The organism is Kitasatospora sp. NPDC059327 (assembly GCF_042752535.1).
GTDB lineage: Bacteria > Actinomycetota > Actinomycetes > Streptomycetales > Streptomycetaceae > Kitasatospora.
This window is the reverse complement of record NZ_JBHYYB010000018.1, coordinates 118,732-136,855: the sequence shown is the minus strand read 5'-3', so window position 1 is coordinate 136,855 and position 18,124 is coordinate 118,732. Positions and strand designations below refer to the sequence as shown.

The following is an 18,124-nucleotide window of genomic DNA, read 5'->3' as shown; positions in this document are numbered from 1 at the left end:
GCGCACGCCGTTCAGGGTGCCGAAGTAGTGGTCGAAGCTGCGGTTCTCCTGCATCAGCACCACGACGTGCTTGACGTCGGCGATGCTGCCGGTGGCGGCGGCCTGCGCGGTGGTGGCGGGGAGGCCGGTGAGCGCGGCGGCGCCGGCGGCCGCGGTGGCGCCGACGAAGGTGCGGCGGGAAAGTGCGGTCATCGGGAGCGGCCTCTCAGAGCTGGAAGGTGGCGACGGCGGCGGCGCAGTCCGAGGGCCAGCCGTTGTCGGCGGCCGTCGGGTCCGGCTGGGGCCAGCCGGTCACCAGGGTGTGGGCCTCGACCGGGGTGAGCGGGCCGGCGAAGTGCACGGCGGCGATGCGGTCCTGGGGCTCGGGCTTGGCGGCGCGCTGCTTGCGGGTCGGCGACCAGGTGGTGCCGGGGGAGGCCGACGGGTCCGGGTGGGCGGCGCGGTAGGAGTCGGTCAGTCCGGCGCCCTGGAGCGCCACCGTGACCGGCCAGTCGAGCGGGCCGAGGCCGCTGTGTCGGTCGGCGGTGGCCGCCGTCCAGTCCAGGTGGGACGGCGAGGCGAGGTCGGCGCCGAGGACGACCGGGAGCCCGGCGGTGAGGTCGGCCCGGACGGCGGTGGCCAGGGCCTTGGCCTGCTGGAGCCGGACGGAGGCGTTCTCGGTGGCGGTGATCTGCGCCGCGCTCTGGCCGTCCTGCGCCGCGTACGGGCCGTAGTTCGCCTCGTCCAGGTGCGCGGCCCAGAGCCGCACGCTCCGGCCGCCCGGGAGCTGGACGGTGACGCCGGCGGCGGGCAGCGCGGCGGTGGTGGCCGTGACGGCGGTCAGCGGGTAGCGGCTGAGCACGCCGACGCTGCCCGCGCTCTGGTACGCGTACCAGCCCAGCGCGGTGGCCAGGGTCTGCGCGCCGCTGCCGGCGGTCTCCTGGAGCGCCAGCACGTCCAGCCCCTGGGTGAGCACCACCCGCAGCTGCTTCTCCAGCGCGTCGGTGAAGGCCGCGCCGGCGTTGGCGAGGTTCCAGGAGGCGGTCTTGAGCCGCGGTGGGGCGGCCGGGTCGACGACGGGGACGGTGAGGGTGAGGGCGTCGGAGACGCCGCCGGTGTCCTTGACGCCGACGAGGAGCTGGACGTCGCCGGTGCTCGCGGGCGCGGTACCGGTCACGGTGCCGTCGGCGGCGACGGCGAGCCAGGAGGGACCGCTCACCTTGCGGAAGGCCGGGACGCCGGCCGGGCGGCACCAGAGCCCGCCGAGCTTGACGGAGACGGCACCGCCGGGCGCCACGGCGGTGGCGGTGAGCGCGTCCACGGCGAGGTGCGGGCGGACGGGCGCGGGCTTCGGACGGAAACTGAACGGTGCCGTCTGGGCGAGGATGCCGTAGCCGTCCTTGGCGAGCAGATAGGCGGTGTACGGGCCGCCGGTGAGCGCCGAGGTGTCGAGCTGGATGTCGCCGGAGGTGCCGGGGGTGTACTTCCAGACCAGCGAACTGCCGGTGCCTGGCTGGCGGGTGCCGTCGTAGACGCCGACCCAGTTCTTGGCGTCGGCGGCGGTGGTGGTCCAGTGGAAGGTGAGCTTGTCGCCTTCGGCCGGGTTGGTGGGCGAGGCGAGAGTGAGGGTGCTTCCTGCGGCCACGGGGGTCCTTCGGGTCGGGGTGGGAGCGGCGTCGAGTTGGCTGGACAACTGGACGCCCTATTGACCCGAAGGGCGACGTACGTGGCGTGAACGAGACATGACCGGTCGCCGGGTGGCTGGCCAACTCACCGTTGAGTCTTGGTCGTTGGCGAACCGTCGTCGGCGAACCGTCGGAGGTGGATCAGGTGGGGGCGGACCGGTGGGACCGACGGCGGAGCGGGGCGGGACCTCGGCGCGGCCGAGGCCCCGCCCCGCGGGAGGCCGTGCGTCAGTGGCCGCTCCTCAGGTTGAGCACCACCACGCCGACGACGACCAGGGCCAGCCCCAGCCACTGCGGCCGCCCCAGCGACTCACCGAAGGCCACCACGCCGATGCCGGCGACCGCCGCCGTCCCCGCCCCCGACCAGACCGCGTACGCGACCGACACCGGGATGTGCTTCAGCGCCTTGCCGAGCAGGTAGAACGAGAGCACGTAGCCGATGCCCACCCCGACGCTCGGCCAGAGTCTGCTGAAGCCCTCCGTCAGCTTCAGACAGCTGGTGGCGCAGACTTCACTGAGGATCGCGAGGGCGAGGAGTATGTAGGGCACGGGGGATCAAACCCCGGGCGAGGTGGTGAGCTTCCCGAGCAGGGCCACGTCGGCGTGCTCCAGGCTGTCGAGCAGGGTGACCCGGGAGCCGTCCGGGATCGGCGTGGCGCTGGACGGGACGGCGAGCACCGCGCAGCCCGCGGCGGTGGCCGAGGCGACGCCGGTCGGGGTGTCCTCGACGGCCACGCAGTCCGCCGGGTCCAGGCCCAGCCGCTCGGCGGCGGCGAGGTACGGGTCGGGCGCGGGCTTGGTGCGCGGGGTGTCCTCGGCGGCGAGGGTGACGGCGAACCAGTCGCGGCCGATGGTGGCGAGGACGAGGTCGACCACCCGGCGCGGCGAGGCCGACACCAGCGCGGTGGGCACCCGGGCGTCCCGGAGTTCGGCGAGCAGGGCGAGCGCGCCCGGCCGGGGGACGGTCTCGGCGGCGACCTTGCCGGCGAAGGAGTCGCCGAGGCGGTCGGCGAGTTCGGCCTCGCTGAGCGAGGTGCCGCTGACCCGGTGCAGGTGGGCGGCGGTGTGCTCGATGGCCCGGCCGAGCACCTCGGGGGCGTCCTGGTCGGTGAGGGCGTGCTGCAGCTCGTCGGCGAGTTCGGCGGTGGCCTGCCACCAGAGGTGCTCGGTGTCGACCAGGGTGCCGTCCATGTCGAAGAGGACGGCGGCGGGCCGGGTGGCGGGGGGCACGGCGGAGTCGGGCAGGGTGGAGTCGGGCAGGGCGGATTCAGGCATGGCGGTACCTTCGATGGTGCTCATAGAGGGTGGAGCGGGTCGGGTCAGACAGTACGGCGGTCCACCAGGACCGGGCGCTCCGGCAGGCCGAGCCCGGCGCGGGAGCCGATCGGCAGGGCGGCGGCGGCCTCGGTCGGCAGGTCGGCCTTGACCTCGGTGCCGTCGTCGAGCCGGACGGTCAGTCGGGTGACGGCGCCCAGGAAGGAGGCGGCGACCACCAGGGCCGGGCCGTCGGCGGCGGGGGTCAGCGCGACGTTCTCCGGCCGGACCAGCACCTCCAGCTCGCCGTCGGCGGGCACGACGCCGTCCACCGCGTGGCGGCGGCCGAGCACCTCGACGCCGTCCGAGGTGCGGGTGCACGGGATGCGGCTCATGGTGCCGACGAACTCGGCGACGAAGGCGGTGGCCGGGCGGGCGTACAGCTCGGACGGCGTGGCGCACTGCTCCAGCCGGCCCGCGCGCAGCACGGCGACCCGGTCGGCCATCGAGAGCGCCTCCTCCTGGTCGTGGGTGACGAACAGGGTGGTGATCCCCAACTCCTGCTGGAGGCGGCGGATCTCCTCGCGCAGCGAGAGGCGGACCTTGGCGTCCAGGGCGGAGAGCGGCTCGTCGAGCAGCAGCACGCGCGGCCGCAGGGCGAGCGCGCGGGCGAGCGCGATGCGCTGCTGCTGGCCGCCGGACATCTGGTGCGGGTAGCGGTCGGCGTGCTGCGGCAGGCCGACCAGCTCCAGCAGCTCCTGGGCGCGCTTGCGGCGCTCGGCCTTACCGGTGCCGCGCATCCGCATCCCGAAGGCGACGTTGTCGGCGGCGGTCAGGTGCGGGAAGAGGCTGTAGGACTGGAACACCATGCCCGCGTCGCGCCGGTGGGCGGGGATCCGGGTGATGTCCTCGCCGTCCACCAGGACCTGGCCGGAGTCGTGCTGCTCGAAGCCGGCCAGGATGCGCAGCGCGGTCGTCTTGCCGCAGCCGGACGGGCCGAGCAGGGCGAGGAGCTCACCGGGGTGGACGGTCAGGTCGAGGCCGTCCAGGGCGGTGGTGGTGCCGAACGAGCGGCGCAGGGTGCGGAATTCGACGGTCGCGCCGCCGGGTGCGAGGGGGACGCCGGCGACGGGGGCGGTAACCGTGGTCATGATGGGAACGCTCCGGGAGGCTTCAGGAAGTGGTGGGCTTGTGGCGGCGCTCGCGGCCGACGGTGGCCAGCAGGAGCAGCAGCAGCCAGGTGATCAGCAGGCTCAGGATGGAGACCGCGACCGACATGTGGGCCTGGCTGTTGCCGACCGAGTAGATCCACACCGGGAAGGGCTGGTAGCCGAGGATCGAGGCGGCGGTGAACTCGCCGAGGACCAGGGCCAGGGTGAGGAAGGAGGCGTTCAGCAGGGCGCCGCGCAGGTTGGGCAGCACGACGGTGAACACCGCGCGCGGCCAGCTCGCGCCGCAGTTGCGGGCGGCCTCGACCAGGGTGCGCAGGTCCACCGCCCGCAGGCCGGCGTCGATCGCCCGGTAGGCGAGCGGCAGCGCCATCAGGACGTAGGCGATGACCAGGACCAGCGGGAAGTCCGGGTCCTGGATGAACACGAAGGTCTGGAAGAACGGCGTGTCCATCAGGTAGTCCGGGCCCCAGCGGAGCACCCCGATCATGCCCGCGGTCAGCGCGACCGGCGGGACGACCAGCGGCAGGGTGCAGAGCACGTCGATCACCGGGCGCAGTTTCGGCGAGCCGAGCCGTACCGCGATCAGCGCCGGTACCAGCAGGAGCAGCAGCACCAGGACGGTGACGACGGCGAGCTGCAGGGTGAGCCACAGGCTGTCCAGGAAGCCGGGGGCGCCGAGCAGGCCGGTGTACGCCTCGAAGGAGTAGCCCTTCGGGTCGTCGATCGAGAAGTAGCCGGCGGCGGCCAGCGGGACGACGAAGTAGACGCCCGCGAGCAGCAGGACGGCGCCGCGCCACCAGCGCACCTTGCGGCGCGGCGAGGAGGGGCGGGCGGAGGTCAGCTGAGCCATCGGGCACTCCGGCGCTGGAGGGGGAGGTACACGGCCATCACGAGGACGGCCACCACGATCATGTTGAGGCTGAGGGCGAGCGCGAGGTTGCCCTGGCCGACCAGCACGTTGCCGGAGAGCGCGTCCGCGATCGAGCGGCTGACCAGCGGCACGGTCGCGCCGACCATGGCCGCGGCGGTGGCGTAGGCGGCGAAGGCACTGCCGAAGAGCAGGACGAAGCCGCCGAGCAGGGAGGGCAGCAGGATCGGCAGCGCGACGTGGCGCCAGTACTGGACGGTGGTGGCCCGGTTGTTGTGGGCCGCCTCGCGCCACTGCACCCGCAGGCCGTCCAGGGCGGGGGTGATGGTGAGCACCATCAGCGGGATGAGGAAGTACAGGTAGACGATGGTCAGGCCGGTGAAGGTGTAGAGCGACCAGCCGTGGTCCGTCAGGTGGAGCAGCTTGGTGATCTCGCCGGCGTTGCCGAGGGTGGCGACGAACGCGAAGGCGAGCGGCAGCCCGCCGAAGTTGGCGAGCACGCCCGAGGCGGTGAGGACGGCCTGGCGCAGCCAGGTGTGCCGGGAGGTCACCACGGCCTGCGCGATCGGCAGGCCGATCACGGTGGAGAGCAGCGCGGTCAGCGCGGAGAGCTTGAGGCTGCTGACCATCGCGGTCCAGTAGGCGCCCTGGACGGAGGCGGTCACGTTGTCCAGGGTGAACTGGCCGCCGCCGCCCTCCGCGTCGGTGGAGGTGGTGAAGGCGCCGATCACGATCGCGACGGCGGGCAGGCCGAAGCCGATCGCGAAGAAGAGGAAGAGCGGCACGGTGGCGAGCCAGGAGCCGCCGCGCGGGCGGAGCCCGCGCTGCCGGCGGGGGGTGGGGGTGGTGGTGGTCGTGGCGGTGCGGGACGCCCCCGCGCCGCCACCGAGGTCGGTGGCGGCGGGGGTGGTCGGCACCGGGGTGGGAGCCGTGGTCATGAGTGGGATCAGCCCGTTCGGTTCTGCGGTCGGTCGTCAGCCCGCGATGGCCTTGGTCCAGTTCTCGGTGACGACCTTCTTGGCGGCCGCGATCTGGTCCTGGGTCGGGAAGGTGGTGAACGGCTTCTCGACGACGGGCAGCTTGGCGGCGGCCGCGGTGTCCAGGGTGCCGTCCTTCTTCAGGGCCTCGAAGGTGGAGGGGGTGGCGTAGCCGCCGAGGAAGAGGTTCTGGCCCTCGGCGCTGAAGAGGTACTCCTGCCACAGGCGGGCGGCCGCCGGGTGCGGGGCCCACTTGTTGACGCCCTGGTTGTAGAACTGCGCGTAGCTGCCGTCGGAGGGGACGGAGACCTTCCAGTCGACGCCCTTCTCCTTGAACTCGTCGGTGTAGCCGGCGTTCAGGTAGGACCAGTCGATCGAGATCGGGGTCTCGCCCTTCTCGATGGTGGCCGGGGTGGACTCGACGGGGTTGAAGTTGCCGGAGGACTTCAGCTTGCCGAAGAAGTCGATGCCGGGCTGGATGTTGTCCAGCGAGCCGCCGTTGGCGAGCGCGGCCGCGTAGACGCCGCCGAAGGCGGAGCCGGACTTGGTCGGGTTGCCGTTCAGGGCGACCTGGCCCTTGTACTCGGGCTTGAGCAGGTCGGCGAAGGTCTTCGGGCAGTTGGCGATCTTCTTGGCGTCGCAGCCGATGGAGACGTAGCCGCCGTAGTCGTTGACGGCGGCGCCGTTCGCGTCCTTCATGGTGTCCGGCACCTTGTCGAAGGTGGCGACCTTGTAGGGGGCGAGCAGGCCGTCCTTGACCGCCTGGAGCGCGAAGGCGCTGCCGAGGTCGACGACGTCGGGGGCGCGGTCCTGGCCCTTGCGGGAGGTGATCGCGTTGATCTCGTCCTGGCTGGAGCCGTCCGGGTTCTCGTCCTCGATCTCGATGCCGTACTTGGCCTTGAACGAGTCCATGATCTTGCCGTAGTTCGCCCAGTCCCTGGGCAGCGTGATGACGTGCAGCTTGCCCTCCTTCTTGGCGGCGGCGACGAGGCCGTCCAGACCGCCGAAGTCGGCGAGCGAGGTGGCGTCCTTGGCGTCCTTGGCGCCGGCCTTGGCGGCGTCACCGGACTTCGGGGCGGTCGAACCGGCGGAGCCGCAGGCGGTGAGGGAGAGCGCGGCGGCGGTCAGTACGGCCGCGAAGGCGGCGGCGCGGGCACGGTGCACGGTCACGGGTCAGTCTCCTGATCGGGGGCGTACTGCGAGGGGTGCGTTTCGCGGGGGTGCGTCTCGCTGAAGGTGCTTCTTCGTAAGGTGAGGGTCGGGCGACCGGCTGTTCGGAACCGTCCGAGTTGACTAGCCAACTTCGCCTGACGGGGGTAAGTACGCCGGAGTCCGATGACGGGAAGGTGAACGGATGGCCCAGAACCGGGGTCGGCTGCGGGAACGGTCGAATCAGGCCTTCGGTGAGTGATCGGCCGAGTGCGATGCTTCGAAGGCGCAGCGGGATAAGGTCGGGCTGTCCGGGCCGGTACGGCTGCGCAGGACACCGCCCCAGGAGGGACTTTGACTGACGTGGCACTGGAGCCCGACCGCCCCGCGGCCTCCGCGGCCCCTGCCGCGCCCGGCCAGGACCGCGCCGCGGGCGCGCTCTACCGCAAGGTCGCCGCCGACCTGCGCGAGGCGATCACCACCGGCGCGTTCGGCGAGGCCGGCCGGCTGCCCGCCGAGGGCGCGCTCGCCGAGCAGTACGGGGTCTCGCGCGGCACCGTCCGCCAGGCGCTCGCCGTGCTGCGGTCGGACGGGCTGGTCACCTCCCGGCGCGGCACCCGGCGGGTGGTGCTGGGCACCGCCCGGGTACAGAGCTTCTCCGAGCTGCTCAGCTTCACCCACTGGGCCTACTCGATGGGGGAGGAGCCCGGGGGCATCCTGGACTCGCTGGTCCGCCGGCCGGCCGACGCCGCCGAGCGCGAGCAACTGCGGCTGGAGCCCGGCTCCGAGGTCTACGTGACCGTCCGGCTGCGCACGCTCTCCGGGACGGCGGTGATGGTCGAGCGGACCGTCTACCCGCCGCGGGTCGGCGAGATCGTGGCCCAGTTGCCGCCCGACGTTGTCTCGCACACCGAAGTCCTGCGCGAGCACGGCATCCTGTTCACCGACGCCGACCACACCATCGACATCGTCGCCGCCAACGCGGAGGACGCCCGGCTGCTCGGCTGCCGCCGGGGCAGCCCGCTGCTGCGCGAGCGGCGCCGGACCACCGATCCGACCGGTATGCCGGTGGAGTGGTCCCAGGACCGTTACCTGCCCGGCACGGTGGCCTTCAGCGTGCACAACTCGCTGGCGACGTCGGCCCTTTCGCGGCACGCCCGGGAGGGCGACTGACCCCGGGTCGGTGGCGGGCGTCCGGTCCGGGGTGGTGACTGGCCCCGGTCCGGGGTGAGACTGGCCCCGGTCCGGTCCGGCGGTGGGAGGCCGGGCGGTCCGGCGGCCCCCCACCGGAAGCGGGTGCGACCCGGGTCAGCCGGCCGCGCCCATCAGGGCGGCCAGCAGCGGGCGGAAGTGCTCGAACCCCGGCGTCGCGGCGTCGGCGTCCTTGGCCTGCTCGTCCCAGCGGCGGACCGCGACCGCGTCGGCCGCGCCGGGCAGGGCCGCGAAGGCGGCCGCCTGCTCGGGGCCCATCGGGCCGCCCTGCACCTGGAGCGTGTACTCCGAGGCCTCCGAGAGCCGCTCGCGGTAGCCGGGCTCGACCGCGCACAGGTAGCGCTTGGCGGCCACGTGCAGCCGGATCGGTTCGGTGACCTCCGGGCCGAACCACCGCGCCAGCCAGGCGGCGCCGGTGTCGCTGTGCCGGTTGTCCTGACCCCGCATCAGATCGCGCCCGTGGAGCGCCCCGTGGCCGTGCTTGTCGAAGAAGTGCCCGACGTCGTGCAGCAGCGCGGCCGCGACCAGCTCCGGGGCCGCCCCGGCGGCCTGCGCCAGCGCACCCGCCTGCAGCATGTGCTCGGCCATGGTGACCGCCTCGCCCAGGTACTCCCCGGCGCCCTCGCCCGCGAACAGTTCGGCGATGGTGTCCAGCGCGGCGGCGCGGCGCTCCAGCACCGCCAGGGTGGAGGAGAGCGAGTCGAGGTCCGCGTAGCAGCCCTGGAGGTGGCGCGAGCCGTCCTGCTCGAAGGCCGTCCGGGCGTGCAGCAGACGGACGTTGTCGAAGATCAGGCAGTCGCCCCGGTCCAGCCGGAACTCCAGCTGGAGCTCGGGCCGCAGGGTGATCGCGGCGAACCGGCGGTAGGCGGCGTAGAAGGCCTCCAGCTCGGCGGCGGATCCGCGCAGCGTGCCGATCGAACGGTTGTTGAACCGCACCTCGCGGATCCGGCCGAGCGGGTCCACCCCGATCAGCGGCCGGTCGGCGCGCAGTTCGGTGCCGCGGTCGCGGAACACGAAGGGGACGGGCGTGCGGGCCAGGACCGCGAAGTCCTCGGGCGCCTCCTCGCGCAGCAGCGCGGCCGCCTGGAAGCCGTCCACCAGGCCCGAGTCGCCGCCGGTCGCGGAGTTCTCCAGGCAGTGCAGCAGCTGCAGGGTGGGCACCGGGTCCCGGTACGGGTTGTCGCTGTGCGGGGCGATCGCGACGCTGGTGAAGGCCAGGTTGTTCGGGTCCGGCTCGACCCGGACGTCGAACAGCTCGCCGTAGTTGGTGACCCGGACGTACCCGAAGGTCCCGGCCACCTCCAGCACCTGCCGCTCGACCGCCGGTACGCCGCGCAGCACCGCGAAGCCCGAGCTCCGGACGGCCCCGAGCACCGCGGCCCGCTCGGCCGGGTCCGCCAGGTACGCCGACCACGCCGCCTCCGGGATCCCCCGCCGGAAGTCGGCCGCGACCCAGAGCCGCTTGTCCGCCTCGGTGCGCCCGTCGCCGTCGGCCTGCCGGTCCAGCCACTCCAGCGGGTAGCGCGACCGGTGGCCGTCCGACCAGAGCACCTCCAGGTGACCGCCGACCTCGGTGTGGGCGGCGACGGCGAGGTCGGCCGGCAGGTCGGTGATCTGGAACAGCTTCTGCCCGTTGCGCTGGTCCCGGCACTCGGCGCACGGGCAGTTGTCGCGCAGCCAGTACGGCGGCAGGTGGGTGGTCATGGGCTCCTCCTCGGCGGGGCGATCGGCGGATAAGTTGTATAGCCAACTTTGCCTGGGAGGAGCTTCGCGGGCCTCGGTGAGTTCCGGGTGGCGAAACCATGAACCCCTCGGGAACAGAAGGTCCCGAGGGGTTCATGGGGCGGCCGGTGTCCCGCGGGTGGCGGTGCGGCCGGCCCGGGTGGTGCCGCGCGGTGCGGGGTGGTGCGGCCGGCCTCACGCAGAGGCGTGGGCGGCCGCCTCCCAGGCGGTGTCCGCCGCCTTCAGGGCGGCCGCCGGGTCGGTGCCCAGCGCGCTGCCGAGCGCGGTGAGGGTCGCCCGGACGGTGTCCACCGAGGCCGCCGTGCCGTAGTGGTTGACGCGCAGCATCGACCCGGCGAGTGCGCCACCGCCGGGCTGGACCGGGAGGGCCGGGTCGAGCCGGAGCAACTCGGCGGCGAGCCCGGCCGCGGACAGGTCGGCGGGGGTGCGCAGGGTGGTGGCGACCGGCGCGGCGTGGGCGTCGTCCGGGACGAACGGGGTGACCGTGTCCAGCACGCGGACGCCCGCGCGGGTCGCCGCCGCGGCGGCGCGGTGACGGGCGATCACGGTGGGCAGGCCGGCCGCGGCGATCCGGTCCAGGCAGGCACCGAGCGCCAGCATCTCCAACTGGGCGGGGGCGTGCGGGAGCACGGCGCGCCCGGCGTCCGTCCAGCGCTCCTTCCAGTCCAGCAGGGAGAGGTAGGAGCGGCGCGGCGCGGCCGGGTTGGCGGCGATCCGCTCCCAGGCGCGCCCGGAGACCGAGACGGCGGAGACCCCGGCCGGTCCGCCCATCGCCTTCTGCCCGCCGATCACGCAGAGGTCGACGCCCCACGCGTCCGTGAGCAGCGGCTCGGCCGCCACCGAGGCGACGGCGTCCAGCATCAGCAGGGCGCCGTGCTCGCGGACCACGCCGGCGATCTCGGCGACCGGGTTGGTGTTGCCGGTGGCGGCCTCGGCGTGGACCAGGGAGACGAAGTCGATCGCCGGGTGGGCCGCCAGCGCCTCGGCGACCTGTCCGGCGGTGACCGCGCTGTCGAACGGCACCGCGAGGTCCACGACCGTCGCCCCGCAGTCGCGCAGCCAGTTGCCGAAGGTCTGGCCGTACGGGCCGGTGACGATGTTCAGCGCGGTGGAGCCCGGGTGCGCGGCGCCGCGGATCGCGGCCTCCAGCGGCAGCAACGCCTCGCCCTGGGTGACGATCACATCGGCGGTGGTGTGCAGCAGTGCGGCGACCTGGTCCTCGATCGCCGCGAAGGTGGCGGCGCTGAGCGGAGGAAGGTCGAGGAAGGGGCTCACGGTGGCGGCCGGCCTTTCGGTGGACGGTAGGGCGAGGTGCCGGGAGGCGGTTCGGACAGGGACGAGTCTGCCTCATCGCCCCGGCCCGCTTCCCGCCGGTCGTCGCGCCCTCCGCTCGCTGCTCACCGCGCCTGCTTCTCCGTGCTCACCGCACCTCCTTCTCCGTGCTCGCCGCGCCTGCTTCTCCGTGCTCACCGCACCTCCTTCTCCGTGCTCACCGCGCCTCTTGTTCCCGGTTACCGTGACTCGTGCTCCCTGCTTACAAGGAAGGCCCTGCTCGGTAGAGTGCGGGCCATGAGCGATGGTGCGGTGCTGCACGTCAGGGGCCGGGTGCTGGTCGGGCCGCAGGACGTCCGGGACGAACTCTGGGTGGTGGACGGCAAGGTGGCCTTCGACCGCCCGGCGGCGGCCGACGACGTCCGTACGGTCACCGGCTGGGTGCTGCCCGGCCTGGTGGACGCGCACTGCCACGTCGGGCTGGACGCGCACGGCGCCGTCGACGCCGCCACCAGCGAGAAGCAGGCGGTCACCGATCGTGACGCCGGCACCCTGCTGATCCGCGACGCCGGCTCGGCCGCCGACACCCGGTGGATCGACGACCGGGACGACCTGCCCCGGATCATCCGGGCCGGCCGGCACATCGCCCGGACCCGCCGTTACATCCGCAACTACGCGCACGAGATCGAGCCCGGCGACCTCGCCGCCTACGTCCGGGCCGAGGCCCGGCGCGGGGACGGCTGGGTGAAGCTGGTCGGCGACTGGATCGACCGCGGCACCGGCGACCTCGCCGCCTGCTGGCCCGGTGACGCGCTGGCCGAGGCGATCGCGGCGGCGCACGAGGAGGGCGCGCGGGTCACCGCGCACTGCTTCGCCGCCGAGTCGCTGCCCGACCTGCTGGCGGCCGGCATCGACTGCGTCGAGCACGCCACCGGGCTGACCGAGGAGCTGATCCCGGCCTTCGCCGAGCGCGGCGTCGCGATCGTCCCGACCCTCGTCAACATCGCCACCTTCCCGACCCTCGCGGCCGGCGGCGAGGCCAAGTTCCCGGCCTGGGCCGCGCACATGCGCCGGCTGCACGAGCGCCGCTACGACACCGTCGGGGCCGCGCACGACGCCGGCATCCCGATCTTCGTCGGGACGGACGCGGGCGGCTCGCTGGCCCACGGGCTGGTGGCCGGGGAGGTGGCCGAGCTGGTGAAGGCCGGGCTCAGCCCCGCCGAGGCGCTGTCGGCGGCCAGCTGGGGGGCGCGGCAGTGGCTCGGCCGTCCGGGCCTGGAGGAGGGGGCGCCGGCCGATTTCGTGGTGTACGCCGAGGACCCGCGCGCCGACGTCCGGGTGCTCGCGGACCCGCGGCTGGTGGTCCTGCGCGGGCAGCCGGTGGGGTGAGCGTGGTGGTGGTGGGGGTGAGCGCGGCGGCGGTGGGGTGGTGGCGTTCCCGCTGATCGTTGTGATGATCATCCGGGCGAACGGCCTGTCCGAGTAGGCCGATAGGGTGGTGACCATGGCACCGCGTCCACTGAACGAGATCGTCGAGCCCGGCTGGGCCACCGCGCTGGAGCCGGTCACCGGCCGGGTCGCCGCGATGGGCGACTTCCTCCGCGCCGAGCTGGCCGCCGGCCGCACCTACCTGCCCTCGGGGCCGAACGTCCTGCGCGCCTTCCAACAGCCCCTCGCCGACGTGCGGGTGCTGATCGTCGGGCAGGACCCTTACCCGACGCCCGGGCACGCCGTCGGGCTCAGCTTCTCGGTCGGGCCGGAGGTACGGCCGATCCCGGCCAGTCTGATCAACATCTTCCAGGAGTACGGCAACGACCTCGGGCTGCCGCAGCCGTCCAACGGGGACCTCACGCCGTGGACGCGGCAGGGTGTCCTGCTGCTGAACCGGGCCCTGACCACCGCGCCGCGCAAGCCCGCCGCGCACCGCGGCAAGGGCTGGGAGGAGGTCACCGAGCAGGCGATCCGGGCCCTGGCGGCCCGTGGCGGCCCGTTGGTGGCGATCCTCTGGGGGCGTGACGCCCGCAATCTGCGCCCGCTGCTGGGCGAGGTGCCGGCGATCGAGTCCGCCCATCCGAGCCCGTACTCGGCGAACGGCGGCTTCTTCGGGTCCCGGCCGTTCAGCCGGGCGAACGAGCTGCTGGTGCGGCAGGGCGCGCAGCCGGTGGACTGGCGACTGCCGTAGGACACGGCCGTCCCGCCCGGTTCGTGGCGACGTGCCGCTGAGGGCCGGGGCGGACCCGAGGCGTCATGTGACCGGGGCAGGGCGCGCGGGGGCCCTCGGACGGGAGACCGGGGCGACGGCGGAGCGGGCCGCGAGGGGCTAGGACTCCGCGCCGTTCGCAGGCTCGGCCGACCCGGTGACCGCTCTGGCCGGCACGGTGTGGGAGCCGGCGGCGGCGTAGTGGGCGGCCGGCAGCGGACCGGGCGGGCGGATCCTTCCGACCAGCAGCGCCAGGGCGATGCCGAAGGCGCAGAACAGCGCGAGCCCGACGGCCGCCCGGGAGAACCCGCTCGCCAGCGCGTCCGCCGTCGCCGCGCCGGCGGCGTTCTGGTGGAGGCGGACCGAGTTGAAGAGGGCCGCGGTCACGGCGGTGAGAACCGCCGCACCGACGTAGCGCCCCATGTTGGAGATCCCGGAGGCTGCGCCGACCTGGTCCTCTGTCACGCAGGCGGTGGCCACCGAGGAGGAAGGGCCGTTCGCCAGCCCGATCCCGACGGCGAGGACGATCAACGGGACGACGAAGGCCGCGTACTGCCAGGACGCGTGGACGAAGGCGAGTGCCGCGAACGCGGCGGTCGCGATCCCGAAGCCGCCGGCGATCACCTTCCGGGCGCTCAGCCTGTCGACGAGCGGCGTGATCAAGGGGGCGGTGACGACGATGCCGGCCGCCGCCGGCAGAGTGGCGAAACCCGCTTCGAGCGGAGTCATGCCCAGCGCGTCGGGGTTCTGGAAGTACAGGCTGCAGACGTACATGATCGCGTTGATGCAGCCGGCCACCACGAGGATGGCGGCGCTGGAGCCGACCAGGTACCTGTTGCGCAGCAGCGCCAGGTCGATCAGCGGGGCGCGGACACGGTTCTCCACCAGGACGAATCCGACCAGCGACGCGACCGAGACCGCCAGGCAGACCAGGGTCGGAGCGCTGAGCCAGCCCCAGTCCGCGCCCTTGGTCACCGCGAAGACGAGCGGGGCGAGCACGGCGGCCACCAGGATCGTCCCCGCGATGTCGATGGAGCGCGGGCGCGACGGGTCCCGGGATTCGTGGACGGCGCGCAGGGTCAGCGGCACGCAGGCGGCGGCGATACCCGCGTCGATCCAGAACAGCCCCTGCCAGCCGGTCACGTCGACGAGCACGCCACCGAGGAGTGGCCCGGCCGCGGCTCCCGCGGCCGAGGCCGCTCCCCAGAGGGACACCGAGCGCATCTGCGTCTCGCCGGAGATTCCCGCCGACAGCAGACTCAGCCCGCAGGCCAGGATCGTCGAACCGGCCGCGCCCTGGACGGCCCGGCCGGCGATCACCAGCCCGGCGCCGTTCGCCAGTGCGATCAGCACGCAGGACACCACGAACAGCAGCAGTCCGCCGAGGAAGATCCGGCGCCGCCCGAAGATGTCGCCCAGGACACCGGAGGTGACGATGACGGCCGCGCCGACCAGCGAGTACCCGGTCACCGCCCACTGCAGGGTGGCCAGGGAGGCGCCGGTGTCCTCGCTGATCGCGGGGAGCAGGATGCTGACCGCGGAGGTGTTCGCGTTGACGACGAAGGCGGAGACGCAGGTGGCCGCGAGCACGCCGGTGGCCGCCCGAGCGGGTGCCGCCGCGGAGTCGGGCTCGGTTCCCATGTCCACTCCACCCGTCCGGCGACCTTGCGAGGCGTCGTGGCTCCGTCGGACACCCAAGCGCTGCTGCCATCGTCGTGAGCGGCCGCCCGCTCCGCGCGGTCGGTCGTCCGTCCGGGTGAACGAGCCGGACCGGTCACAGACCCCGGCCGGGCCCGCAAGGGCCTCCCGACGGGCAGGCGGGCCCGGGGGTGGGCGCGGTTCGGACCGGTCCGGCTCGAACAAGATCACCTGGCTCGCACCGGCGCTGGTCGTCACCGGCTCGGTCGCGTGCTCGGGTGCCCGGGTGCTCGCGTGCTCGTGTGCTCGCGTGCTCGCGTGCTCGCGTGCCTCGCCGACCGTCCGATCACCGGTCCAGCACTCTCCGGACGTCTTTTCGTCGCCGCGGATCGTCAATCTCACCCGAACGAGTGAAATGACGTTCTGTGTGGCTCATGTGACGCACTGTTCGAGAAGACTGGCGGCTCGTCGTTCGGAGCAGCGGCCCCTTGCCCCGCCCTGCGGGTGATGTCGGAGGCGCGCTCCACCGAGATCACCACCTGTGGGGGTACCGCCATGTCTTCGTCCCGTCCCGTGTCCGCCGTCTCCGTGTCCGTCGCCGCCGCCGCGCTGGCGACGGTGCTGGCCGTGGCACCGACGGCCGGTGCGACCGGCCCGACGCCCGCGGCCGGCGCGCCCGCCGTGACCGGAGCGCCCGCTGCTCCGGCGTCCGCCGCCGCGACGGCCGGCAAGGCGCGCGCCGTCACCGCCGAGCTCGATCTGGACGTCACGCTGCTGAACAAGGCGGTCGATGTCCCGGTGAACCTCGCGCTCAACAAGGTCGAGACCCCGGCGCAGCGCGAGGGCTCGGTGCTGACGGCCAAGGTCGACGGTGTCGATCAGCAGGGCCCGGTCACCCTGGTCAAGGCGGACGTCGGCACCTCGGTGACGAAGTCCGACGCCAAGGGCACCTCCGCCTCGGTCAAGCTGGTCAACGCCGACGTGCACGCGCCCGGTCTGCCGGCCACCACCTTGCTCGGTCTGGAGGCGCTCAGCTCGGCGGTCACCTGTCCGGTCGACGGGCCGCCCACCGCCGACGTCACCGCACCTGCCCGGCTCACCGTCCTCGGCAAGCCGGTCACCCTCAGCCTGTACGGGCCGACCCATGTCGACGTGCCGCTGGTCGGCAGCGTCTCGGTGGAGTTCTCCAAGCGGAGCACCACCACGACGACGGCCGCCGCCTCGGCCCTGGAGGTGCAGATCGAGGTGAACCCGCTGAACCTCAACGTCGCCAAGGTGACCGGGAAGGTCACCGTCGCCTCGGTGAGCTGCGAGAAGCCGGGCGCGCCGGCCGCCCCGATCGCCTCGGTCGCGCCGACGACGCTCGCCACCGTGCCCGTCGCCACCCCGGCCGCCGTCCAGCCGGCCGTCGACGCGACCACCGCGGCGGCCGGCCGGGGCGCCCGCCCGCAGGCCGCCACCGCGAGCGCGTCCGGAACCGGCGGCAGCCTCGCCGCCACCGGCGGCAGCGACAGCACCGGCCCGCTCGCCGCCGGCGCCGCCGCCCTGGTGGTGGCCGGCGGCCTTGCCCTCCGGGCCACCCGCCGCCGGGCCGCGCACGGCCGTCGGCGCTGAGGCGGGGGCGGGGCGGGGATGCGGCGGGGGTGCGGCGGCGCCGGGGTGGTGAGGCGGGGGTGACACCCGGCGAGCCGCCCCGCGCTACGGGAGTGCCGAGGGCGGCACTCCCGTACCGTGACCGTGCCAACGCGGACGGTTGGTTCACCTGGGTGTTACATAGGAGGAACAACCGGGAAACGGCGGCTTGCGACGCTACGCGGGCACCCACCACTCAGTTTGCGAGGTTCACCGCCGTGGCAATCAAGGCCGAGTACATCTGGATCGACGGCACGAAGCCGACCGCCAAGCTCCGCTCCAAGACTCGGATCCTGGCCAACGCGGACAAGATTCCCACCTGGGGCTTCGACGGTTCCTCCACCAGCCAGGCCGAGGGTCACGCCTCGGACCGCGTCCTCGCGCCGGTTGCCACCTTCCCGGACCCGATCCGCGGCGGCGACAACATCCTCGTCCTGTGCGAGGTCAACGAGATCGACGGCACCCCGCACGAGAGCAACACCCGTGCGCTGCTGCGTCCGATCGCCGAGCAGTTCGCCGCTCAGGAGTCGATCTTCGGCATCGAGCAGGAGTACACCTTCTTCAAGGGCTCCCGCCCGCTCGGCTTCCCCGAGGGCGGCTTCCCGGCCCCGCAGGGCGGCTACTACTGCGGTGTCGGCGCCGAGGAGGTCTTCGGCCGCGAGATCGTCGAGCTGCACATGGACCGCTGCCTGGAGGCCGGCCTCGCGCTCTGCGGCATCAACGCCGAGGTCATGCCCGGCCAGTGGGAGTTCCAGATCGGCCCGGTCGACGCGCTGACCGCCTCCGACCACATGTGGGTCGCCCGCTACCTGCTCTACCGCACCGCCGAGGAGTTCGGCATCGACGCCACCCTCGACGCCAAGCCCGCGCGCGGCGACTGGAACGGTGCCGGCGCGCACACCAACTTCTCCACCAAGGCGATGCGCGAGGGCTACGACGCGATCATCGCCGCCTGCGAGTCGCTCGGCGCCTCGCAGGAGATCGTCCTGGAGCACGTCACCCAGTACGGTGCCGACATCGAGTCGCGCCTGACCGGCAAGCACGAGACCGCCCCGTGGAACGTCTACAGCTACGGCGTCTCCAACCGCGGTGCCTCGGTCCGCATCCCGTGGCAGGTCGAGGTCGAGCAGAAGGGTTACATCGAGGACCGTCGCCCGAACGCCAACGTGGACCCGTACGTGGTGACCCGCCTCCTGGTCAACACCTGCTGCTCCGCGCTGGAGAAGGCCGGCCTCGTCTGAGCCGCCCCACACCGCACCATCCGCCGGGCCTTCCCTCAGCTGCCGAGGGGAGGCCCGGCGGCCTTTTCCCGGCCGGGCTGTTCGGCGGCTTGGCTCCTTGCG

General features: G+C 73.5%; 16 protein-coding genes. 5 read left to right on the top strand and 11 right to left on the bottom strand.

The features are described 5' to 3' along the window. The 8 genes from ACFXHB_RS14260 to ACFXHB_RS14225 form a co-directional block, all read right to left on the bottom strand. Positions 1–192, bottom strand: a 192-nt coding sequence (locus ACFXHB_RS14260; RefSeq protein WP_380574383.1) for an alkaline phosphatase family protein, incomplete at its 3' end; no start/stop codon positions are given. A 13-nt stretch (positions 193–205) separates the two neighbouring features. Then, on the bottom strand, positions 206–1,624 hold the full coding sequence (locus ACFXHB_RS14255; protein WP_380574382.1) for an endonuclease/exonuclease/phosphatase family protein: 1,419 nt from the start codon (positions 1,622–1,624) through the stop codon (positions 206–208). Between the two features lie 268 nt (positions 1,625–1,892). Further along, entirely contained in the window at positions 1,893–2,213 is a 321-nt protein-coding gene (locus ACFXHB_RS14250; RefSeq protein WP_380574381.1) for a DMT family transporter, read from the bottom strand. Positions 2,214–2,219: 6 nt separating this feature from the next. Next, complete coding sequence (locus ACFXHB_RS14245; protein WP_380574380.1) at positions 2,220–2,939, bottom strand: HAD family hydrolase; 720 nt, start codon at positions 2,937–2,939, stop codon at positions 2,220–2,222. A gap of 44 nt (positions 2,940–2,983) precedes the next feature. Beyond that, positions 2,984–4,069 (bottom strand): ABC transporter ATP-binding protein, encoded by a 1,086-nt coding sequence (locus ACFXHB_RS14240; RefSeq protein WP_380574379.1) that lies wholly within the window; start codon positions 4,067–4,069, stop codon positions 2,984–2,986. A gap of 22 nt (positions 4,070–4,091) precedes the next feature. Then, positions 4,092–4,940 (bottom strand): ABC transporter permease, encoded by an 849-nt coding sequence (locus ACFXHB_RS14235; protein WP_380574378.1) that lies wholly within the window; start codon positions 4,938–4,940, stop codon positions 4,092–4,094. After that, positions 4,928–5,896 (bottom strand): ABC transporter permease, encoded by a 969-nt coding sequence (locus ACFXHB_RS14230; RefSeq protein ID WP_380574377.1) that lies wholly within the window; start codon positions 5,894–5,896, stop codon positions 4,928–4,930. The genes ACFXHB_RS14235 and ACFXHB_RS14230 overlap by 13 nt, the downstream gene beginning before the upstream one ends. Before the next feature lie 36 nt (positions 5,897–5,932). After that, positions 5,933–7,105 carry an ABC transporter substrate-binding protein gene (locus ACFXHB_RS14225; protein WP_380574376.1) on the bottom strand — a complete coding sequence of 391 codons (1,173 nt, stop codon included), beginning with the start codon at positions 7,103–7,105 and terminating at the stop codon, positions 5,933–5,935. A 342-nt stretch (positions 7,106–7,447) separates the two neighbouring features. On the opposite strand from ACFXHB_RS14225, the gene ACFXHB_RS14220 reads away from it, so the two are divergent. After that, on the top strand, positions 7,448–8,257 hold the full coding sequence (locus tag ACFXHB_RS14220; RefSeq protein WP_380574390.1) for a GntR family transcriptional regulator: 810 nt from the start codon (positions 7,448–7,450) through the stop codon (positions 8,255–8,257). A gap of 135 nt (positions 8,258–8,392) precedes the next feature. Here ACFXHB_RS14220 and ACFXHB_RS14215 read toward each other — a convergent pair whose 3' ends face one another. Next, complete coding sequence (locus tag ACFXHB_RS14215; RefSeq protein WP_380574375.1) at positions 8,393–10,000, bottom strand: TauD/TfdA family dioxygenase; 1,608 nt, start codon at positions 9,998–10,000, stop codon at positions 8,393–8,395. Positions 10,001–10,213: 213 nt separating this feature from the next. Then, positions 10,214–11,314, bottom strand: a complete 1,101-nt coding sequence (locus tag ACFXHB_RS14210; protein ID WP_380574373.1) for a pyridoxal-phosphate-dependent aminotransferase family protein — start codon at positions 11,312–11,314, stop codon at positions 10,214–10,216. A 294-nt stretch (positions 11,315–11,608) separates the two neighbouring features. Here ACFXHB_RS14210 and ACFXHB_RS14205 point away from each other — a divergent pair, with 294 nt between their 5' ends. Both ACFXHB_RS14205 and ACFXHB_RS14200 read left to right on the top strand, forming a co-directional pair. Beyond that, positions 11,609–12,700, top strand: a complete 1,092-nt coding sequence (locus ACFXHB_RS14205; protein ID WP_380574372.1) for an amidohydrolase family protein — start codon at positions 11,609–11,611, stop codon at positions 12,698–12,700. A gap of 115 nt (positions 12,701–12,815) precedes the next feature. Continuing rightward, positions 12,816–13,493, top strand: coding sequence for a uracil-DNA glycosylase (locus ACFXHB_RS14200; RefSeq protein ID WP_380574370.1), 678 nt, complete (start codon positions 12,816–12,818; stop codon positions 13,491–13,493). A 138-nt stretch (positions 13,494–13,631) separates the two neighbouring features. Here the strand turns inward: ACFXHB_RS14200 and ACFXHB_RS14195 are convergent, their stop codons facing one another. Next, on the bottom strand, positions 13,632–15,152 hold the full coding sequence (locus ACFXHB_RS14195) for an MFS transporter (protein WP_380574368.1): 1,521 nt from the start codon (positions 15,150–15,152) through the stop codon (positions 13,632–13,634). Between the two features lie 552 nt (positions 15,153–15,704). Here ACFXHB_RS14195 and ACFXHB_RS14190 point away from each other — a divergent pair. Continuing rightward, the gene (locus ACFXHB_RS14190) at positions 15,705–16,763 is read left to right on the top strand and encodes an SCO1860 family LAETG-anchored protein (protein ID WP_380574366.1); all 1,059 of its coding nucleotides are present in this window, start codon (positions 15,705–15,707) and stop codon (positions 16,761–16,763) included. A gap of 236 nt (positions 16,764–16,999) precedes the next feature. Then, positions 17,000–18,022, top strand: coding sequence for a glutamine synthetase (gene glnII, locus ACFXHB_RS14185; protein WP_380574365.1), 1,023 nt, complete (start codon positions 17,000–17,002; stop codon positions 18,020–18,022). Positions 18,023–18,124: the final 102 nt, after the last annotated feature.